The organism is Pseudomonas sp. SK3(2021), from assembly GCF_016772375.1.
GTDB lineage: Bacteria > Pseudomonadota > Gammaproteobacteria > Pseudomonadales > Pseudomonadaceae > Aquipseudomonas > Aquipseudomonas chlororaphis_I.
Window position 1 is genome coordinate 1978695 of the sequence record NZ_CP061943.1, and the last position, 16955, is coordinate 1995649.

Sequence of the window (16955 nt, forward strand, 5' to 3'; positions counted from 1 at the left end):
ATGGCAATCAAGGTACTACTGGTTGAAGACGATCGCGCCCTGCGCGAGGCCCTGGCGGATACGCTGCTGTTGGCCGGTCATGACTACAAGGCGGTCGGCAGCGCGGAAGAAGCGTTGGAGGCGGTGTCTGGCGAGTCGTTCAGCCTGGTGGTCAGCGACGTCAATATGCCGGGCATGGACGGCCATCAGTTGCTGGGCCTGCTGCGTGCGCGCCAACCGCAATTGCCGGTATTGCTGATGACCGCCCATGGTGCGGTCGAGCGTGCGGTCGAGGCCATGCGTCAAGGCGCCGCCGACTACCTGGTCAAGCCCTTCGAGCCCAAGGCCCTGCTGGACCTGGTGGCGCGACATGCCCTGGGTTGCCTGGGGGCGGCGGAGGGCGAAGGGCCGGTGGCATTCGAGCCGGCCAGTGCGCAACTGCTCGAGTTGGCGGCGCGGGTCGCTCGCAGCGATTCCACGGTGTTGATCTCTGGCGAGTCCGGCACCGGCAAAGAGGTGTTGGCGCGCTACATTCACCAGCAGTCCCATCGCTCCAGCCAGCCCTTTATCGCCATCAACTGCGCGGCGATTCCGGACAACATGCTCGAAGCCACACTGTTCGGTCATGAGAAGGGCGCCTTTACCGGCGCCATCGCCGCCCAGCCCGGCAAGTTCGAACAGGCCGATGGCGGCACCCTGCTGCTGGACGAGATTTCCGAAATGCCCCTGGCCCTGCAGGCCAAGCTGTTGCGAGTGTTGCAGGAGCGCGAAGTCGAGCGGGTAGGCGCGCGCAAGCCCATCGCCCTGGATATCCGCGTGGTGGCGACCACCAACCGCGACCTGGCCGGTGAAGTGGCGGCGGGGCGGTTCCGGGAAGACCTTTACTATCGGCTGTCGGTATTCCCGCTGGCCTGGCGGCCGCTGCGCGAGCGTACCGCCGATATCCTGCCGCTGGCCGAGCGCCTGCTGGCCAGGCACGTCAATAAAATGAAACACGCTGCCGCCCGGCTGTCCGCCGAAGCACAGGCGTGCCTGCTCGGTTATCCATGGCCGGGCAATGTGCGCGAACTGGACAACGCGATCCAGCGTGCACTGATCCTGCAGCAGGGCGGCCTGATCCAGCCGGAAGATTTCTGCCTGGGCGGGCCGCTGGCCTGTGCGCCCTTGCCGGCCATGGCACCGACCCCGGTGGCGGCGCGCAGTGCGCCGGTGGAGGCCGAGGTGCCGCCCGCCGAGTCGGCGGGGGGCTTGGGCGATGATCTGCGGCGTCGGGAATTCCAGATGATCATCGACACCTTGCGGGCCGAGCGCGGCCGGCGCAAGGAGGCGGCCGAGCGCCTGGGTATCAGCCCGCGAACCTTGCGCTACAAGTTGGCGCAAATGCGCGATGCCGGAATGGATGTCGAGGCGTATCTGTTTGCAACATGAATCGTTTAAGGCTGAAGCCGTGCAGGCTTTTGTTCGGTGTCTCCGCGGAGCTGGCACCCTTGTTGCTAACACCTCACTAACCGCTGCGTGAGTGTCAAAAAAATGCGGGTCGTCGGAGAGAGTAGACCATGAGCCAAGGTATTGAATTTAATCGGTTGATGTTGGACATGCGGGCCATGCAAATGGACGCCATGGCCCAGCCAAAATCGGCCGCGGTGCCGCAGGTGAGCGGCAGCAGTTTTTCCGACATGCTTGGGCAGGCGGTAAACAAGGTCAACGACACTCAGCAGGCCTCCAGCCAGTTGGCCAGTGCCTTCGAAATCGGCAAGAGCGGTGTCGACCTGACCGACGTGATGATTTCCTCGCAGAAGGCCAGTGTGTCCTTCCAGGCATTGACCCAGGTGCGCAACAAGCTGGTTCAGGCGTACCAAGACATCATGCAGATGCCGGTTTAAGGACGAGATTGAGTCATGGCAGAAGCAGTCGCCGATAACGTACCGGCCAAGGCCGCTCCGACAGAAGGCAAGCCGCCGCTGTTCGGGTTGTCCTTTCTGGAAAACCTCTCCGAGATGACCATGTTGCGTCAGGTTGGCCTCATGGTCGGTCTGGCTGCCAGCGTGGCGATTGGTTTTGCCGTGGTGTTGTGGTCCCAGCAACCCGATTACCGTCCGTTGTACGGCAGCCTTGCCGGCATGGACGCCAAGCAGGTCATGGACACCCTGGCCTCCGCCGACATTCCCTACACTGTCGAGCCCAACTCCGGTGCCTTGCTGGTCAAGGCCGACGACCTGCCGCGGGCGCGCCTCAAGCTGGCCTCTGCCGGCGTGGCGCCGGGCGACGGTAATATCGGTTTCGAGATTCTCGATAAAGAGCAGGGCCTGGGCACCAGCCAGTTCATGGAGGCGACCCGTTACCGTCGCGGCCTGGAAGGCGAGCTGGCGCGGACCATTTCCAGCCTGAACAATGTCAAGGGCGCGCGCGTGCACCTGGCGATCCCGAAAAGCTCGGTGTTCGTGCGCGACGAGCGCAAGCCCAGCGCTTCGGTACTGGTCGAGTTGTACTCCGGTCGCTCGCTGGAGCCGGGCCAGGTGGTGGCCATCGTCAATCTGGTGGCGACCAGCGTTCCCGAGCTGAGCAAGTCGCAGGTCACCGTGGTCGACCAGAAGGGCAATCTGCTCTCCGACCAGGCGGAAAACTCCGAACTGACCATGGCCGGCAAGCAATTCGACTACAGCCGCCGCATGGAAAGCATGCTGACCCAGCGCGTGCACAACATCCTGCAGCCGATATTGGGCAATGACCGCTACAAGGCCGAAGTGTCCGCCGATGTGGACTTCAGTGCGGTCGAGTCGACTTCCGAACAGTTCAACCCGGACCAGCCGGCCTTGCGCAGCGAGCAGTCGGTCAACGAACAACGCTCCAGCAGCCTGGGCCCGCAAGGCGTTCCTGGCGCCCTGAGTAACCAGCCACCGTCGCCGGCCAGTGCGCCGCAGACCACCGGTGGCGCCACCGCTGCCGCCGGCATGGTGCAGCCAGGCCAGCCGCTGCTGGACGCCAACGGCCAGCAGATCATGGACCCGGCTACCGGCCAGCCGATGCTGGCGCCGTACCCCAACGACAAGCGTCAACAATCCACCAAGAACTTCGAGCTGGATCGCTCCATCAGCCACACCAAGCAACAGCAGGGTCGCCTGAACCGGTTGTCGGTGGCGGTGGTGGTGGACGATCAGGTCAAGGTCAACCCGGCCAACGGCGAAACCACCCGCGCGCCCTGGAGCGCCGACGAATTGGCGCGCTTTACCCGCCTGGTCCAGGACGCCGTGGGCTTCGACGCCAGTCGTGGCGACAGTGTCAGCGTGATCAACGTGCCGTTCTCGGCCGATCGCGGTGAAGTGATCGCCGACATTCCGTTCTACTCGCAGCCCTGGTTCTGGGACATCGTGAAGCAGGTCCTGGGCGTGCTCTTCATCCTGGTCCTGGTGTTCGGTGTGCTGCGCCCGGTGCTCAACAACATCACCGGTGGCGGCAAGGGCAAGCAACTGGCAGGGTTTGGCAGCGATGTCGAGCTCGGCGGCATGGGCGGCCTGGATGGCGAGCTGGCCAACGATCGCGTCAGCCTCGGCGGCCCGCAAAGCATCCTGCTGCCTAGCCCGAGCGAAGGCTATGACGCACAGTTGAACGCAATCAAGAGTCTGGTGGCAGAAGACCCGGGTCGAGTGGCCCAGGTCGTGAAAGAGTGGATTAACGCAGATGAGTGATAACCGAGCCGCTACCGCCAAACTGACCCGGGTCGACAAGGCTGCGATTCTGCTGCTGTCCCTGGGCTCCACCGATGCCGCGCAGGTGCTGCGCCACATGGGCCCCAAGGAGGTCCAGCGAGTGGGCGTGGCCATGGCGCAGATGGGTAACGTGCATCGCGAGCAGGTCGAACAGGTGATGAGCGAGTTCGTCGACATCGTCGGCGACCAGACCAGCCTGGGCGTGGGCTCCGACGACTATGTGCGCAAGATGCTCACCCAGGCCCTGGGCGAGGACAAGGCCAACGGCCTGATCGACCGCATCCTGCTGGGCGGCAACACCAGCGGCCTGGACAGCCTGAAGTGGATGGAGCCGCGCGCCGTGGCGGACGTGATCCGTTACGAGCACCCGCAGATCCAGGCGATCGTGGTGGCGTACCTCGATCCGGACCAGGCGGGCGAAGTGCTCGGCAACTTCGACCACAAGGCGCGCCTGGACATCATTCTGCGGGTTTCCTCGCTCAATACCGTGCAGCCAGCCGCCCTGAAGGAACTCAACCAGATTCTCGAGAAGCAGTTCGCCGGCAACTCCAACGCCTCGCGTACCACCCTGGGGGGTATCAAGCGCGCTGCCGACATCATGAACTTCCTCGACAGTTCGATCGAAGGCCAGTTGATGGACTCGATCCGCGAAGTCGACGAAGACCTGTCCGGTCAGATCGAAGACCTCATGTTCGTGTTCAACAACCTTGCCGATGTCGACGACCGCGGCATCCAGGCGTTGCTGCGCGAAGTGTCTTCCGACGTGCTGGTCCTGGCCCTCAAGGGGTCGGACGAAGGCGTCAAGGAAAAGATCTTCAAGAACATGTCCAAGCGGGCTGCCGAACTGCTGCGCGACGACCTCGAGGCCAAGGGCCCGGTGCGCGTCAGCGATGTGGAAACCGCGCAGAAGGAAATCCTCACCATTGCCCGCCGTATGGCCGAAGCCGGAGAAATCGTTCTCGGCGGGAAGGGCGGCGAAGAAATGATCTAAGGTCGCTTTATGTCGTCCAGCAGTGATGAATCCCACAGCGACCTGATTCGCGCTCGGGACGTCGGTGGTTTCGACGTCTGGGCGCTGCCCAGTTTCGACCCCCATGTACCCGAGCCCGAGCCGGAACCGGTTGAAGAACCGCCAGCGGAGATCGAGGAAGTGCCGCTGGAAGAGGTCCAGCCACTGACCCTCGAGGAGCTCGAGAGCATTCGCCAGGAAGCCTATAACGAAGGCTTCGCCACGGGCGAAAAGGAAGGTTTCCACAGCACCACGCTGAAGGTTCGCCAGGAGGCCGAAGTGGCCCTGAGCGCCAAGCTGGCGGCGCTGGAAAAGCTGATGGGCCATCTGTTCGAGCCGATCGCCGAGCAGGACACGCAGATTGAAAAAGCCCTGGTCAACCTGGTGCAGCACATGACGCGCCAGGTGATCCAGCGCGAGCTGGCCATCGACTCCAGCCAGATCGAGCATGTCATGCGCGAGGCCCTCAAGCTGCTGCCGTTGGGCGTGGGCAATGTGCGCCTGTACGTCAATCCGCAGGACTTCGCCCAGGTCAAGAGCCTGCGCGAGCGCCATGAGGAAAGCTGGCGCATCGTCGAGGACGAGGCCATGTTGCCGGGCGGCTGCCGGGTCGAGACCGAGCACAGCCGTATCGACGCGACCATGGAAACCCGGATCGCCAAGATCATGGACAAGCTGTCCGGACAGCTTCACGAACAGGCTTTGCATCCCGCTGAACCGGACCTGAGCCTCGAGCTGGGGGCCGCCACGGGCAAGCCCGCCGCGGATGTCGACCCTGTCGACCTCGCGCAGGACCCCGCTGATGCGCCTTGACCGCACCAGCTTCGGCAAGCGCCTGAGCAGCTACGCCGAAGCCACCGAACTGCCGAACCAGCCGATTCTCGAAGGCCGCCTGCTGCGCATGGTTGGCCTGACCCTGGAGGCCGAAGGCCTGCGGGCGGCCATGGGCACGCGTTGCATGGTGATCAACGACGACAGCTATCACCCGGTGCAGGTCGAGGCCGAGGTGATGGGGTTCTCCGGCAGCAAGGTATTCCTGATGCCGGTCGGCAGCGTCGCTGGGATCGCTCCTGGCGCTCGGGTGGTGCCGCTGGCCGATACCGGCCGCCTGCCGATGGGCATGGGCATGCTCGGCCGGGTCCTCGACGGCGCCGGCCGTGCGCTGGACGGCAAGGGCGGGATGAAGGCCGAGGACTGGGTGCCGATGGACGGTCCGACCATCAACCCGCTCAAGCGCGACCCTATCAGCCGGCCGCTGGACGTGGGCATTCGCTGCATCAACGGATTATTGACGGTGGGCCGTGGCCAGCGCCTCGGCCTGTTCGCCGGTACCGGCGTGGGCAAGAGTGTGCTGCTGGGCATGATGACCCGCTTTACCGAGGCCGACATCATCGTGGTCGGGCTGATCGGTGAGCGGGGCCGTGAAGTCAAGGAGTTCATCGAGCATATCCTCGGTGAAGAGGGGCTCAAGCGCTCCGTGGTGGTGGCGTCGCCGGCGGACGATGCGCCGCTGATGCGCTTGCGCGCGGCCATGTACTGCACGCGCATTGCCGAATATTTTCGCGACAAGGGCAAGAACGTCCTGTTGCTGATGGATTCCCTGACCCGTTTCGCCCAGGCCCAGCGGGAAATCGCCCTGGCCATCGGCGAGCCGCCCGCGACCAAGGGTTATCCGCCGTCGGTCTTCGCCAAGCTGCCGAAGCTGGTGGAGCGCGCGGGCAATGCCGAGGCCGGTGGCGGCTCGATCACCGCGTTCTACACGGTGTTGTCCGAAGGCGACGACCAGCAGGACCCGATCGCCGACTCGGCCCGTGGGGTGCTCGACGGGCACATCGTGCTGTCACGGCGCCTGGCAGAAGAGGGGCATTACCCGGCCATCGATATCGAGGCGTCCATCAGCCGGGTCATGCCGGCGGTGGTGACCCCGGAGCACATGACCCGCGCGCAGTATTTCAAGCAGCTGTGGTCGCGTTACCAGCAGGCGCGCGATCTGATTAGCGTTGGCGCCTATGTGCCGGGCGGCGATCGCGAAACCGACACCGCCATTTCGCTGCAGCCGTCGATGGTCGCCTACCTGCGCCAGGGGCTCAACGACAGCATCAGCCTGGGTGAAAGCGAAGCCCATCTGGAGATGGTTTTCGCTCCGGCGCCGGGCGGCTGATCCAGCATGGCCAACAGCCGTGCCGCGCGTCTGGCGCCCGTGGTCGAAATGGCCGAAAGCGCCGAGCGCACTGCCGCCCAGCGCCTGGGGCATTTCCAGGGCCAGGTGCGCCTGGCGGAAAGCAAGCTGGGGGACCTGGAGCGCTTTCGTGCCGAATACCAGCAGCAGTGGATCGAGCGGGGCAGTGGCGGGGTTTCCGGCCAATGGCTGATGAACTACCAGCACTTCCTCAATCAGTTGGAAACCGCCGTGGGACAGCAGCGGCAAAGCCTGGCCTGGCACCAGAACAACCTCAACCGCGCGCGGGAAACCTGGCAGCAGGCCTATGCCCGGGTCGAGGGCTTGCGCAAGCTGGTGCAGCGCTACATCGATGAAGCCCGCCAACTGGAAGACAAGCGCGAGCAGAAGCTGCTCGACGAGCTGTCCCAGCGCCTGCCGCGCCAGGATCCGTACTGAGCGCCATTCCGTTCGTCGCCGCCAGATGCTCGTCAGCGACGCTTCGGCGGTTCGGGTTGCCCATGCTTGTACGGGGTGCTAAACCTTGTACAGATTGCCAATCACAAGGAAGCGGTATCATGTCAGTCGTTACTGAAGTATCACCGGACGGGCAAAAACTGACGATTTCGATCAAGGGACGTTTCGATTTTGGCCGACACCAAGAGTTTCGCGAGTCCTACGAGCGCCTCAACAAAAAGCCCGAATCCATAGTGGTGGACCTGAAAGACGCCACCTACCTCGACAGTTCTGCCCTGGGCATGCTGCTGTTGCTGCGCGATCACGCCGGCGGCGACGATTCCGACGTGCGAGTGATCAACAGCAACTCGGACGTGCGCAAGATCCTCGCCATTTCCAATTTCGACAAGCTGTTCGATATCAGTTGATTGGCATGCAGTCGACCGAGTCACCCCTGTGCGTGCTGATCGCCGAAGACGGCACGAGCGATCGCATGTTGCTGTCGAGCATCGTCCGGCGCCAGGGGCACGAGGTGCTGACGGCGAGTAACGGCGCCGAGGCGGTGGAGCTGTTCGTCCAGCAGCGCCCGCACCTGGTGCTGATGGACGCGATGATGCCGGTGATGGACGGTTTCGAGGCGGCCCGGCAGATCAAGCATCTGGCTGGCGAAGCGCTGGTGCCGATCATTTTCCTGACTTCGCTCACCCAGAGCGAAGCGCTGGCGCGCTGCCTGGAAGCCGGCGGCGACGACTTTCTGGCAAAACCCTACAGCCCGGTGATCCTGGCGGCCAAGATCAAGGCCATGGATCGCTTGCGGCGCCTGCAGGAAACCGTGCTGCAGCAGCGCGACCAGATCACCCAGCACCATGACTACCTGCTCAACGAGCAGCGGGTGGCCAAGGCGGTGTTCGACAAGGTGGCGCATTCCGGATGCCTGGGCGCGCCGAATATCCGCTACCTGCAGTCGCCGTACGCGCTGTTCAATGGCGATTTGCTGCTGGCAGCCTTTACCCCGACGGGCGACATGCATGTGCTGTTGGGGGATTTCACTGGCCACGGCTTGCCGGCGGCCGTGGGCGCGATGCCCCTGGCCGAGGTGTTTTACGGCATGACGGCCAAGGGCTACGGGCTGCCGGAAACCCTGCGCGAGATGAATGCCAAGCTCAAGCGCATCCTGCCGGTGGGCATGTTCTGTTGTGCGACGCTGCTGTGCCTGAGTTTCCAGCGGCGGGCGGTGGAGGTGTGGAACGGCGGCATGCCGGATGGCTACCTGCATCGCCTGGCAAGCGGGGAGCGGGTGCCACTGGTGGCGCACCATCTGCCGCTGGGGGTGCTGGGCGCCGAGGCATTCGACGACCGCACCGAAGTCTTTCCCATGGCCCTGGGTGACCGGGTGTTCCTGTTGTCCGATGGGGTGATCGACACCTGTGACGCCAACGAGCAGTTGTTCGGTGTCGAGCGCCTGCAGCAGGTATTTGCCGCCAACCGCGAGCCGGACCTGCTGTTCGAGGAGATCCAGCGGGCCCTGAGCGAGTTTGGTGGGGATGCGCGGGACGATGTGAGCATGGTCGAGGTCAGCCTGCTCGAGGCCTGGCAGTTGACGCCGCCGGCGCTGGTGTACTCCGACAGTGGCCAGTCCTGCCCGCTGGACTGGTCGGTGAGTTTCGAGTATCGCGCCGCTACTCTCAAACGCTTCAACCCTTTGCCTTACCTGCTGCAACTGCTGCTGGAAGTGCATGGCCTGCGGGCGCAGAGCGGGGCGCTCTACAGTGTGCTGGCCGAGTTGTATTCCAATGCCCTGGAGCATGGCGTATTACGCCTGGACTCAAGCCTCAAGCGCGATGCCCAGGGGTTTTCCCGTTATTACCGGGAGCGCGCGGTACGCCTCGAAGCATTGCAGGAGGGGTTTGTACGGGTACACCTGCAGGTGGAGCCCCAGGGTGCCGGCGGTCGTTTGCTGATCCGGGTCGAGGACAGTGGCAGTGGTTTCGATGTCGGGCGGGTGATGGCGCGGCCCGTCGATGGCGACCGCCTGTCCGGGCGCGGCGTCAGCCTGATCCGTCAGCTCAGCCGGCGTGCCAGTTGGTCTGACGATGGCCGCAGTGCCTGCGTGGAGTTTTCTTGGGAGCCTCTGGCATAATTCGCCGATTCTTGATCAAGGAGTGAGCAAGTGGCTGATATTCATCTGGATCACGAGGTGCTGAACGCATTACAGGAAGTCATGGAGGATGAGTATCCGTTGTTGCTCGATACCTTCCTTTGCGACTCCGAAGAGCGTTTGCGCCAGTTGCACAAGGTCGACGACCCCCGTCAACTTGTCGCCACTGCCCACAGCTTCAAGGGCAGCAGTAGCAATATGGGGGCGATTCGCCTGGCCGAGCTCTGTCATCAGTTGGAGCAGCGTGCCCAGGACTCGTCGTTGCGCGGTATCGAACAGCTGGTGGGCGAGATCGATGGTGAATTCGCCATTGTCCGGCAGCTGTGCGAGCAGGAACGCCAGCGTTTTCACTGCTGAAAAAAACGCCGCAACCCGGGCTTTTCCCCGCGAGCCAGCAAAGCTGGCTCGACCTTTGCAATCAAGTCTCCCAACTGTACCTACGATCCCAGTGCAGCGGAGACCGTTTTCATGCCCCTTACCCCGAACATGCTGCTTCAGGCCGCCTCCCAGGCCAAGACTCAAGCGGCTTCCGCCACCCCCCAGGCCAGCGCCGCCGAGCCCGGGGACAAAGGCGCAAGCTTTGCCCGGGTGTTCGCCAAGGAAGCGCTCGGCAAGCCGGTAGCGGCCGCCGACGGCGCCATCAAGCCGGCTCGCGACAAAGGTGTCGAAACCGCTGCCAAGGTGGATCCGGGCCAGGGCAAGGCTGCCGTCCCCGAGCCGGCGGTTGCCGATAGCGGCAAAACCTTGCCTGCCGACAAGGCCGCTGCCAGTGACGACAAGGTCACCGACGATCAGGCCGCGAGCAGCGATCAGCCGCTGGCCGACGGCGCGCCGGTCGACCCGACCCTCGATCCGGCGCTGATGCAGGCGACCCAGCCGGTGCCGTTGCCTTCCCCTGAGCCGGAAGTGACGGCCGCGCCGGTTCCGGCACCGCCGCACGTGCAGCCGCAAGCGCAGCCGGCTGCGCCGCTGGTGGCCGGCACTGTGGCGCCGGTGCCGGTCGATCCGGAGTTCGACCCTGAGGCCGACCCGCTCGATGCGCTGCCGGTAGTACGCCTGGCCATGGAGCAGGGCGGCCATGTCTCGGCTTCCAGCCAGGCGCAGAACAAGGCAGCGCCAACCACTGTGGCCGATGACGGGCCGACTTCGGCCCAGACCTTCGCCAGCGGCATGGCCAATATGCTGGACCTGCAGGTGGACAAGGACAGCACCGGGCAGGGCGGCGAAAAGGCCTTCAGCGGTCTGCTCGATGACGGTCTCAAGGACCTCAAGAGCGCTGCCAGCGATACCCGCGTCGATGATTTCGCCAACCGCCTGGCGGCCCTGACCCAGGCGGCCACGCCCAAGACCGCCAACGCCGTCCCGGTGAACCAGCCGCTGGCCATGCATCAGAGTGGCTGGACCGAGGAAGTGGTCAACCGGGTCATGTACCTGTCCAGCGTCAATCTGAAGTCGGCCGAGATCCAGTTGCAGCCGGCCGAGCTGGGGCGCCTGGACATCCGCGTGAACATGGTGCCGGACCAGCAGACCCAGGTGACCTTCATGAGTGCCCATGTCGGCGTGCGCGAGGCCCTCGAAGGGCAGATGCATCGCCTGCGCGATATGTTCCATCAGCAAGGCATGGGGCAGGTGGACGTCAACGTTTCCGACCAGTCGCGCAACTGGCAGGGGGGCCAGGAGCAGGCCCAGCAGGGGCAGCACCGCAGCAACGGCACCAGTGCCAGTGGCGGGCGCCTGGACGGCGGGGATGAGGAGTTGCCGCCGAGCGTCGCCGAAGTCGCCGCCAGCACCAGCACGGTCATTGGCACCAGCGCCGTCGACTATTACGCCTGACCCGCTTAGAACGCCATTGAACAGAAGATCGCCCGTCGCGCGATACCGCGGCTGGCGATCTTTTGCTTTGCGCTGCCCTATCCCTTCGCTTCAGACAAATCTGGCATAACACTTGCTCTTGCCTTGCCGTGCGACTGTGAAAACCCGATTAGTGACGGATTATTGGCATGGCGAAGAGCGAAGCAGCAGAGAAAACCCCCGCCGGGAAAGGCAAACTCAAGCTTATCCTCTTGATTGTTCTGGCCTTGTTGCTGGCGATCGGTTTGTCCGTCGGGGCTACCTGGTACTTCATGCACAGCAGTGCCCAGAGCAAGCCTGCCGAGACTGCCGAGGCGACCAGCAGCGTCAAGCCGGCGGCCATCTATGAGCCCATGGCGCCGGCCTTCGTGGCCAACTACACGCAGAACGGCCGCCAGCGCTACATGCAGGTGAGCATCACCCTGCTGGCGCGCAACCAGGCCGATCTGGACGCGCTGAAAGTGCATATGCCGGTGATCCGCAACAACCTGGTCATGCTGTTTTCCGGCCAGAGCTTCGACACCCTGGCGACTCCGGTCGGTCAGGAAATGCTGCGCCAGAAGGCCACTGCCAGCGTGCAGGAAGTGGCCCAGAAAGAGGTCGGCAAAGTGGTGGTCGAGCAGTTGCTCTTTACTAACTTCGTACTGCAGTAGGAACACGACATGGCCGTGCAGGACCTGCTGTCCCAGGATGAGATCGACGCGCTGCTGCATGGCGTCGATGACGGTCTGGTACAGACCGAACACGCCGCCGAGCCCGGCAGCGTCAAAAGCTACGACCTGACCAGCCAGGATCGCATCGTCCGCGGACGCATGCCGACCCTGGAGATGATCAACGAGCGTTTTGCCCGCTACACCCGTATCAGCATGTTCAACATGCTGCGCCGTTCGGCGGACGTGGCGGTGGGCGGCGTGCAGGTGATGAAGTTCGGCGAATACGTGCACTCGCTGTACGTGCCGACCAGCCTCAACCTGGTGAAGATCAAGCCGCTGCGCGGTACCGCGCTGTTCATCCTCGACGCCAAGCTGGTGTTCAAGCTGGTGGACAACTTCTTCGGCGGCGACGGCCGTCACGCCAAGATCGAAGGCCGTGAATTCACCCCGACCGAATTGCGCGTGGTGCGCATGGTGCTGGAGCAGGCCTTCGTCGACCTGAAGGAAGCCTGGCAGGCGATCATGGAAGTCAACTTCGAGTACATCAACTCCGAAGTGAACCCGGCCATGGCCAATATCGTCGGCCCGAGCGAAGCGATCGTGGTCTCGACCTTCCACATCGAGCTCGATGGCGGTGGCGGCGACCTGCACGTGACCATGCCGTACTCGATGATCGAGCCGGTGCGGGAAATGCTCGACGCCGGCTTCCAGTCGGACCTGGACGACCAGGACGAGCGCTGGAGCAAGGCCCTGCGCGAAGACGTGCTGGACGTGGATGTGCCCTTGAGCGCCACGGTGGCCCGTCGGCAGTTGCGCCTGCGCGACATCCTGCACATGCAGCCAGGGGATGTGATCCCGGTGGAGCTGCCTGAAGACATGATCATGCGCGCCAACGGCGTACCGGCGTTCAAGGTCAAGCTCGGTTCGCACAAGGGCAACCTGGCTCTGCAAGTGATCGAGCCGATCGAGCGCCGTTGAGCGGCGTTGTTATGAATTCGCTTTGTTAATGATTTTTTGCCCGCCGAGGACAACATGGCTGACGAACACGAAATGACTTCCGCAGAAGACCAGGCCCTGGCTGATGAGTGGGCGGCCGCCCTGCAGGAAACCGGCGATGCCGGGCAAAACGATATCGATGCCTTGCTGGCGGCCGATGCGGCCAGCGCGCCGGCGTCCAACCGCCTGCCGATGGAAGAGTTCGGCAGCGTGCCGAAGAACAACGAGCCGGTGACCCTCGACGGGCCGAACCTGGACGTGATCCTGGACATCCCGGTATCGATCTCCATGGAGGTCGGCAGCACCGACATCAACATCCGCAACCTGCTGCAGCTCAACCAGGGATCGGTGATCGAGCTCGATCGCCTGGCCGGCGAGCCGCTGGACGTGCTGGTCAACGGCACGCTGATCGCCCATGGCGAAGTGGTGGTGGTCAACGAGAAGTTCGGCATTCGCCTGACCGACGTGATCAGCCCAAGCGAACGCATCAAGAAGCTGCGCTAAGTGAGAAAGGCACTTGCGCTGTTCCTGGCCTGGCCGCTCTGGGCACTGGCTGCCGAGCCGGCGGCCGGTACCGCCGCGCCAGTGATTGGCAGCAGCGGCGTGGCCGGGCAGCTGACCCAGCTGGTGCTAGGCCTGTTGCTGGTGGTGGGGCTGATCTTCTTTCTCGCCTGGCTGTTGCGCCGGGTGCAGCATGCCGGGCCGGCCGGCAAGGGGCAGGTCATCGAGCTGGTCGGCTCGCGGGCGCTTGGCCCGCGGGACCGGCTGGTGCTGGTGCAGGTCGGCAGCGAACAGATTCTGCTCGGCCTGACGCCGGGCACCATCACGGCGTTGCATGTGCTCAAGGAGCCGGTGCAGGTGCCGAGCACCGAGCAGGCGACTCCGGAGTTTGCCCAGCGCCTGATGGAGCTGCTGGGCAAGGATCAGAAGGATAAGAAGTAATGCCGTTGCGCCTTCTCTTGATGTTGGCCCTGATGCTGGCGGCGCCGCTGGCGCTGGCGGCCGACCCGTTGTCGATCCCGGCGATCACCCTCGGCACCAATGCCGACGGCCAGCAGGAATACTCGGTCAGCCTGCAGATCCTGCTGATCATGACCGCGCTGAGCTTCATTCCGGCGTTCGTCATGCTGATGACCAGCTTCACCCGGATCATCATCGTGTTCTCGATCCTGCGTCAGGCCCTGGGCCTGCAGCAGACGCCATCGAACCAGATCCTCACCGGCATGGCGCTGTTCCTGACGCTGTTCATCATGGCCCCGGTGTTCGACCGGGTGAACCAGGATGCCTTGCAGCCGTACCTGGCGGAGAAACTCAGCGCCCAGGACGCGGTAGCCAAGGCCCAGGTGCCGATCAAGGATTTCATGCTGGCCCAGACCCGCAGCAGCGACCTGGAGCTGTTCATGCGCCTGTCCAAGCGCACCGACATCGCGACGCCGGACCAGGCGCCGCTGACGATCCTGGTGCCGGCCTTCGTCACCTCGGAGCTGAAGACCGCGTTCCAGATCGGCTTCATGATCTTCATTCCGTTCCTGATCATCGACCTGGTGGTCGCCAGCGTGCTGATGGCCATGGGCATGATGATGCTGTCGCCGCTGATCATTTCCCTGCCGTTCAAGATCATGCTGTTCGTGCTGGTGGATGGCTGGGCGCTGATCATCGGTACCCTGGCGGGCAGTTTCGGTGGTGTTTAGAACCTTGTTGGCGGGTGACGCGCTATGACGCCTGAAGTCGCAGTAGACCTGTTTCGCGAAGCGCTCTGGCTGACCACCATGATGGTCGCCATCCTGGTGATCCCCAGCCTGCTGGTGGGGCTGCTGGTGGCGATGTTCCAGGCCGCCACCCAGATCAACGAACAGACCCTGAGCTTCCTGCCGCGCCTGCTGGTGATGCTGGTGACGCTGATTGTCGCCGGCCCCTGGCTGGTGCAGACCTTCATGGAATACATCCTGCGGCTGTACGGCAGTATTCCGCAGTTGATCGGCTGAATCATGTCTCTGCTGGCGCTTACCGATACGCAGATCAGCACCTGGGTCGCGAGCTTCATGCTGCCGCTGTTCCGTATCGGCGCCGTCTTGATGACCATGCCGGTCTTCGGCACGGCCCTGGTGCCGACCCGTATCCGCCTGTATTTCACCCTGGCCATCACCGTCGTGGTGGTGCCGGGCCTGCCGCCCATGCCGGCGGTCAATGCGCTGGACCTCGGCGGGCTGCTGCTGATTGCCGAACAGATCATCATCGGCGCCCTGTTCGGCTTCGCCTTGCAGCTGTTCTTCCAGGCTTTTGTGATCGCCGGGCAGATCATTTCGATACAGATGGGCATGGGTTTCGCGTCCATGGTCGACCCCACCAACGGCGTTTCGACGGCGGTGATCGGACAGTTCCTGACCATGCTGGTGACCTTGCTGTTTCTTGGCATGAACGGTCATCTGGTGGTTTTCGAGGTGCTGACCGAGAGCTTCACCACCTTGCCGGTGGGCAGTGCGCTGCTGGTCAACCACTTCTGGGAAGTCGCCGGCAAGCTCGGCTGGGTGCTGGGGGCCGCGCTGTTGCTGGTATTGCCGGCGATCACTGCGCTGCTGGTGGTGAACATCGCCTTTGGCGTGATGACCCGGGCGGCGCCGCAGCTGAACATTTTTTCCATCGGTTTTCCGTTGACCCTGGTGCTGGGCCTGGGGATTTTCTGGGTCAGCCTGGGCGACATTCTCAACCAGTACCAACCGCTGGCCGTCGAGGCCTTGCAGTTGCTGCGCAACCTGGCACAGGCGCGTTGAACCATGGCTGAGAGCGAGAGCGGTCAGGACAAGACAGAAGACCCCACGGAGAAGCGTAAAAAGGACTCCCGGGAAAAGGGCGAGATTGCCCGCTCCAAAGAGCTCAACACCCTGGCGATCATGATGATCGGGGCTGCCGGCCTGCTGATCTACGGGGCGGGGGTGGCGCAAGACCTGCTGGAAATCATGCGCCTGAATTTCTCCCTGCCGCGCGAGGTGCTGCTCAGCCCTGGCGCCATGGGCCTGTACCTGCTGCATTCGGGCAAGATCGCGATTATCGCCTCGATGCCGATCCTGCTGCCCTTGGTGCTGGCGGCGCTCATAGGTCCTATCTCCTTGGGCGGCTGGTTGTTTACGACCAAGAGCCTGGCGCCCAAGTTCAGTCGCATGAACCCGCTCAGCGGCATAAAGCGCATGGTGTCACCGACTTCGCTGATCGAGTTGCTCAAGGCCTTCGCCAAGTTCGTGGTGATCCTGATCGTGGCTTTGTCGGTGCTGTCCTCGGATATCGACGACCTGCTGCGGATCGCCCATGAACCGCTGGAGCAAGCGATCATCCATAGCGTGCAAGTAGTGGCCTGGAGCACCTTGTGGATGGCCTGCGGGCTGATCCTGATCGCCGCGGTGGACGTGCCGGTGCAGCTGTACCAGAGCTACAAGAAACTGCTGATGACCAAGCAGGAAGTGCGGGACGAGCACAAGGACCAGGAAGGGCGTCCGGAGGTCAAGCAGCGGATTCGCCAGGTCCAGCGCGAGATGTCGCAGCGGCGGATGATGGCGGCGATTCCCGAGGCGGACGTGGTCATCACCAACCCGACCCACTACGCCGTGGCGCTCAAGTACGACGCCGAGAAGGGCGGGGCGCCGGTGTTGCTGGCCAAGGGCAGTGATTTCCTGGCGCTGAAGATCCGCGAGATCGCCGTGGCCAACGAAGTGCTGTTGCTGGAGTCGCCGGCGTTGGCGCGTTCGATCTACTACTCCACCGAACTGGAGCAGGAAATCCCCGCCGGGCTCTATCTGGCGGTGGCCCAGGTGCTGGCGTATGTCTATCAGATTCGCCAGCACCGCGCCGGCAAGGGCAAGCGCCCCGATCCGCTCAAGGACCTGCCGATTCCACCGGATTTGCGTCGCGATGCCTGAGGTCGGCGTTGGCTGTGCCGACGTTATCGCGAGCAAGCTCGCTCCTGCAGAATTCACGCCCGGCCTGTAGGAGCGAG

19 protein-coding genes are annotated in these 16955 nt (G+C 63.7%); all 19 read left to right on the plus strand.

What is annotated here, in order from left to right:
- The 19 genes from IF690_RS08955 to flhB all read left to right on the plus strand — a co-directional run bounded on the left by IF690_RS08955 (position 1) and on the right by flhB (position 16878).
- A complete protein-coding gene (locus IF690_RS08955; RefSeq protein WP_202699805.1) occupies positions 1–1407 on the plus strand; it encodes a sigma-54-dependent transcriptional regulator in 1407 nt (468 codons plus the stop codon).
- A gap of 128 nt (positions 1408–1535) precedes the next feature.
- The gene (fliE, locus tag IF690_RS08960) at positions 1536–1862 is read left to right on the plus strand and encodes a flagellar hook-basal body complex protein FliE (RefSeq protein WP_007922633.1); all 327 of its coding nucleotides are present in this window, start codon (positions 1536–1538) and stop codon (positions 1860–1862) included.
- Between the two features lie 15 nt (positions 1863–1877).
- Positions 1878–3665 (plus strand): flagellar basal-body MS-ring/collar protein FliF, encoded by a 1788-nt coding sequence (fliF, locus tag IF690_RS08965; protein WP_202699806.1) that lies wholly within the window; start codon positions 1878–1880, stop codon positions 3663–3665.
- The gene (fliG, locus tag IF690_RS08970) at positions 3658–4677 is read left to right on the plus strand and encodes a flagellar motor switch protein FliG (protein ID WP_007922630.1); all 1020 of its coding nucleotides are present in this window, start codon (positions 3658–3660) and stop codon (positions 4675–4677) included. Before fliF ends, fliG begins: the two co-directional genes overlap by 8 nt.
- Before the next feature lie 9 nt (positions 4678–4686).
- Complete coding sequence (fliH, locus tag IF690_RS08975; RefSeq protein WP_202699807.1) at positions 4687–5508, plus strand: flagellar assembly protein FliH; 822 nt, start codon at positions 4687–4689, stop codon at positions 5506–5508.
- Complete coding sequence (fliI, locus tag IF690_RS08980) at positions 5498–6856, plus strand: flagellar protein export ATPase FliI (RefSeq protein ID WP_202699808.1); 1359 nt, start codon at positions 5498–5500, stop codon at positions 6854–6856. Before fliH ends, fliI begins: the two co-directional genes overlap by 11 nt.
- 6 nt (positions 6857–6862) lie before the next feature.
- Entirely contained in the window at positions 6863–7312 is a 450-nt protein-coding gene (gene fliJ / locus IF690_RS08985) for a flagellar export protein FliJ (protein ID WP_009047704.1), read from the plus strand.
- Between the two features lie 119 nt (positions 7313–7431).
- Positions 7432–7737: an STAS domain-containing protein gene (locus IF690_RS08990; RefSeq protein ID WP_009047705.1), complete on the plus strand. Its 306-nt coding sequence runs from the start codon at positions 7432–7434 to the stop codon at positions 7735–7737.
- Positions 7738–7742: 5 nt separating this feature from the next.
- Positions 7743–9449: an ATP-binding SpoIIE family protein phosphatase gene (locus tag IF690_RS08995; RefSeq protein ID WP_202699809.1), complete on the plus strand. Its 1707-nt coding sequence runs from the start codon at positions 7743–7745 to the stop codon at positions 9447–9449.
- A 30-nt stretch (positions 9450–9479) separates the two neighbouring features.
- On the plus strand, positions 9480–9824 hold the full coding sequence (locus tag IF690_RS09000; protein ID WP_202699810.1) for an Hpt domain-containing protein: 345 nt from the start codon (positions 9480–9482) through the stop codon (positions 9822–9824).
- Positions 9825–9935: 111 nt separating this feature from the next.
- Complete coding sequence (locus IF690_RS09005; protein WP_202699811.1) at positions 9936–11300, plus strand: flagellar hook-length control protein FliK; 1365 nt, start codon at positions 9936–9938, stop codon at positions 11298–11300.
- 167 nt (positions 11301–11467) lie between these two features.
- Positions 11468–11971, plus strand: a complete 504-nt coding sequence (gene fliL, locus IF690_RS09010; RefSeq protein WP_053277964.1) for a flagellar basal body-associated protein FliL — start codon at positions 11468–11470, stop codon at positions 11969–11971.
- Positions 11972–11980: 9 nt separating this feature from the next.
- Positions 11981–12949, plus strand: a complete 969-nt coding sequence (gene fliM / locus IF690_RS09015) for a flagellar motor switch protein FliM (RefSeq protein ID WP_009042741.1) — start codon at positions 11981–11983, stop codon at positions 12947–12949.
- Positions 12950–13003: 54 nt separating this feature from the next.
- Entirely contained in the window at positions 13004–13471 is a 468-nt protein-coding gene (gene fliN / locus IF690_RS09020; protein WP_023968318.1) for a flagellar motor switch protein FliN, read from the plus strand.
- Positions 13472–13909 (plus strand): flagellar biosynthetic protein FliO, encoded by a 438-nt coding sequence (gene fliO, locus IF690_RS09025; protein ID WP_202699812.1) that lies wholly within the window; start codon positions 13472–13474, stop codon positions 13907–13909.
- Positions 13909–14658 (plus strand): flagellar type III secretion system pore protein FliP, encoded by a 750-nt coding sequence (gene fliP, locus IF690_RS09030; protein WP_202699813.1) that lies wholly within the window; start codon positions 13909–13911, stop codon positions 14656–14658. Before fliO ends, fliP begins: the two co-directional genes overlap by 1 nt.
- Before the next feature lie 24 nt (positions 14659–14682).
- Positions 14683–14952, plus strand: coding sequence for a flagellar biosynthesis protein FliQ (gene fliQ, locus IF690_RS09035; RefSeq protein WP_202699814.1), 270 nt, complete (start codon positions 14683–14685; stop codon positions 14950–14952).
- A gap of 3 nt (positions 14953–14955) precedes the next feature.
- Positions 14956–15738 (plus strand): flagellar biosynthetic protein FliR, encoded by a 783-nt coding sequence (gene fliR, locus IF690_RS09040; protein ID WP_202699815.1) that lies wholly within the window; start codon positions 14956–14958, stop codon positions 15736–15738.
- 3 nt (positions 15739–15741) lie between these two features.
- Positions 15742–16878, plus strand: a complete 1137-nt coding sequence (flhB, locus tag IF690_RS09045; RefSeq protein ID WP_202699816.1) for a flagellar biosynthesis protein FlhB — start codon at positions 15742–15744, stop codon at positions 16876–16878.
- Positions 16879–16955: the final 77 nt, after the last annotated feature.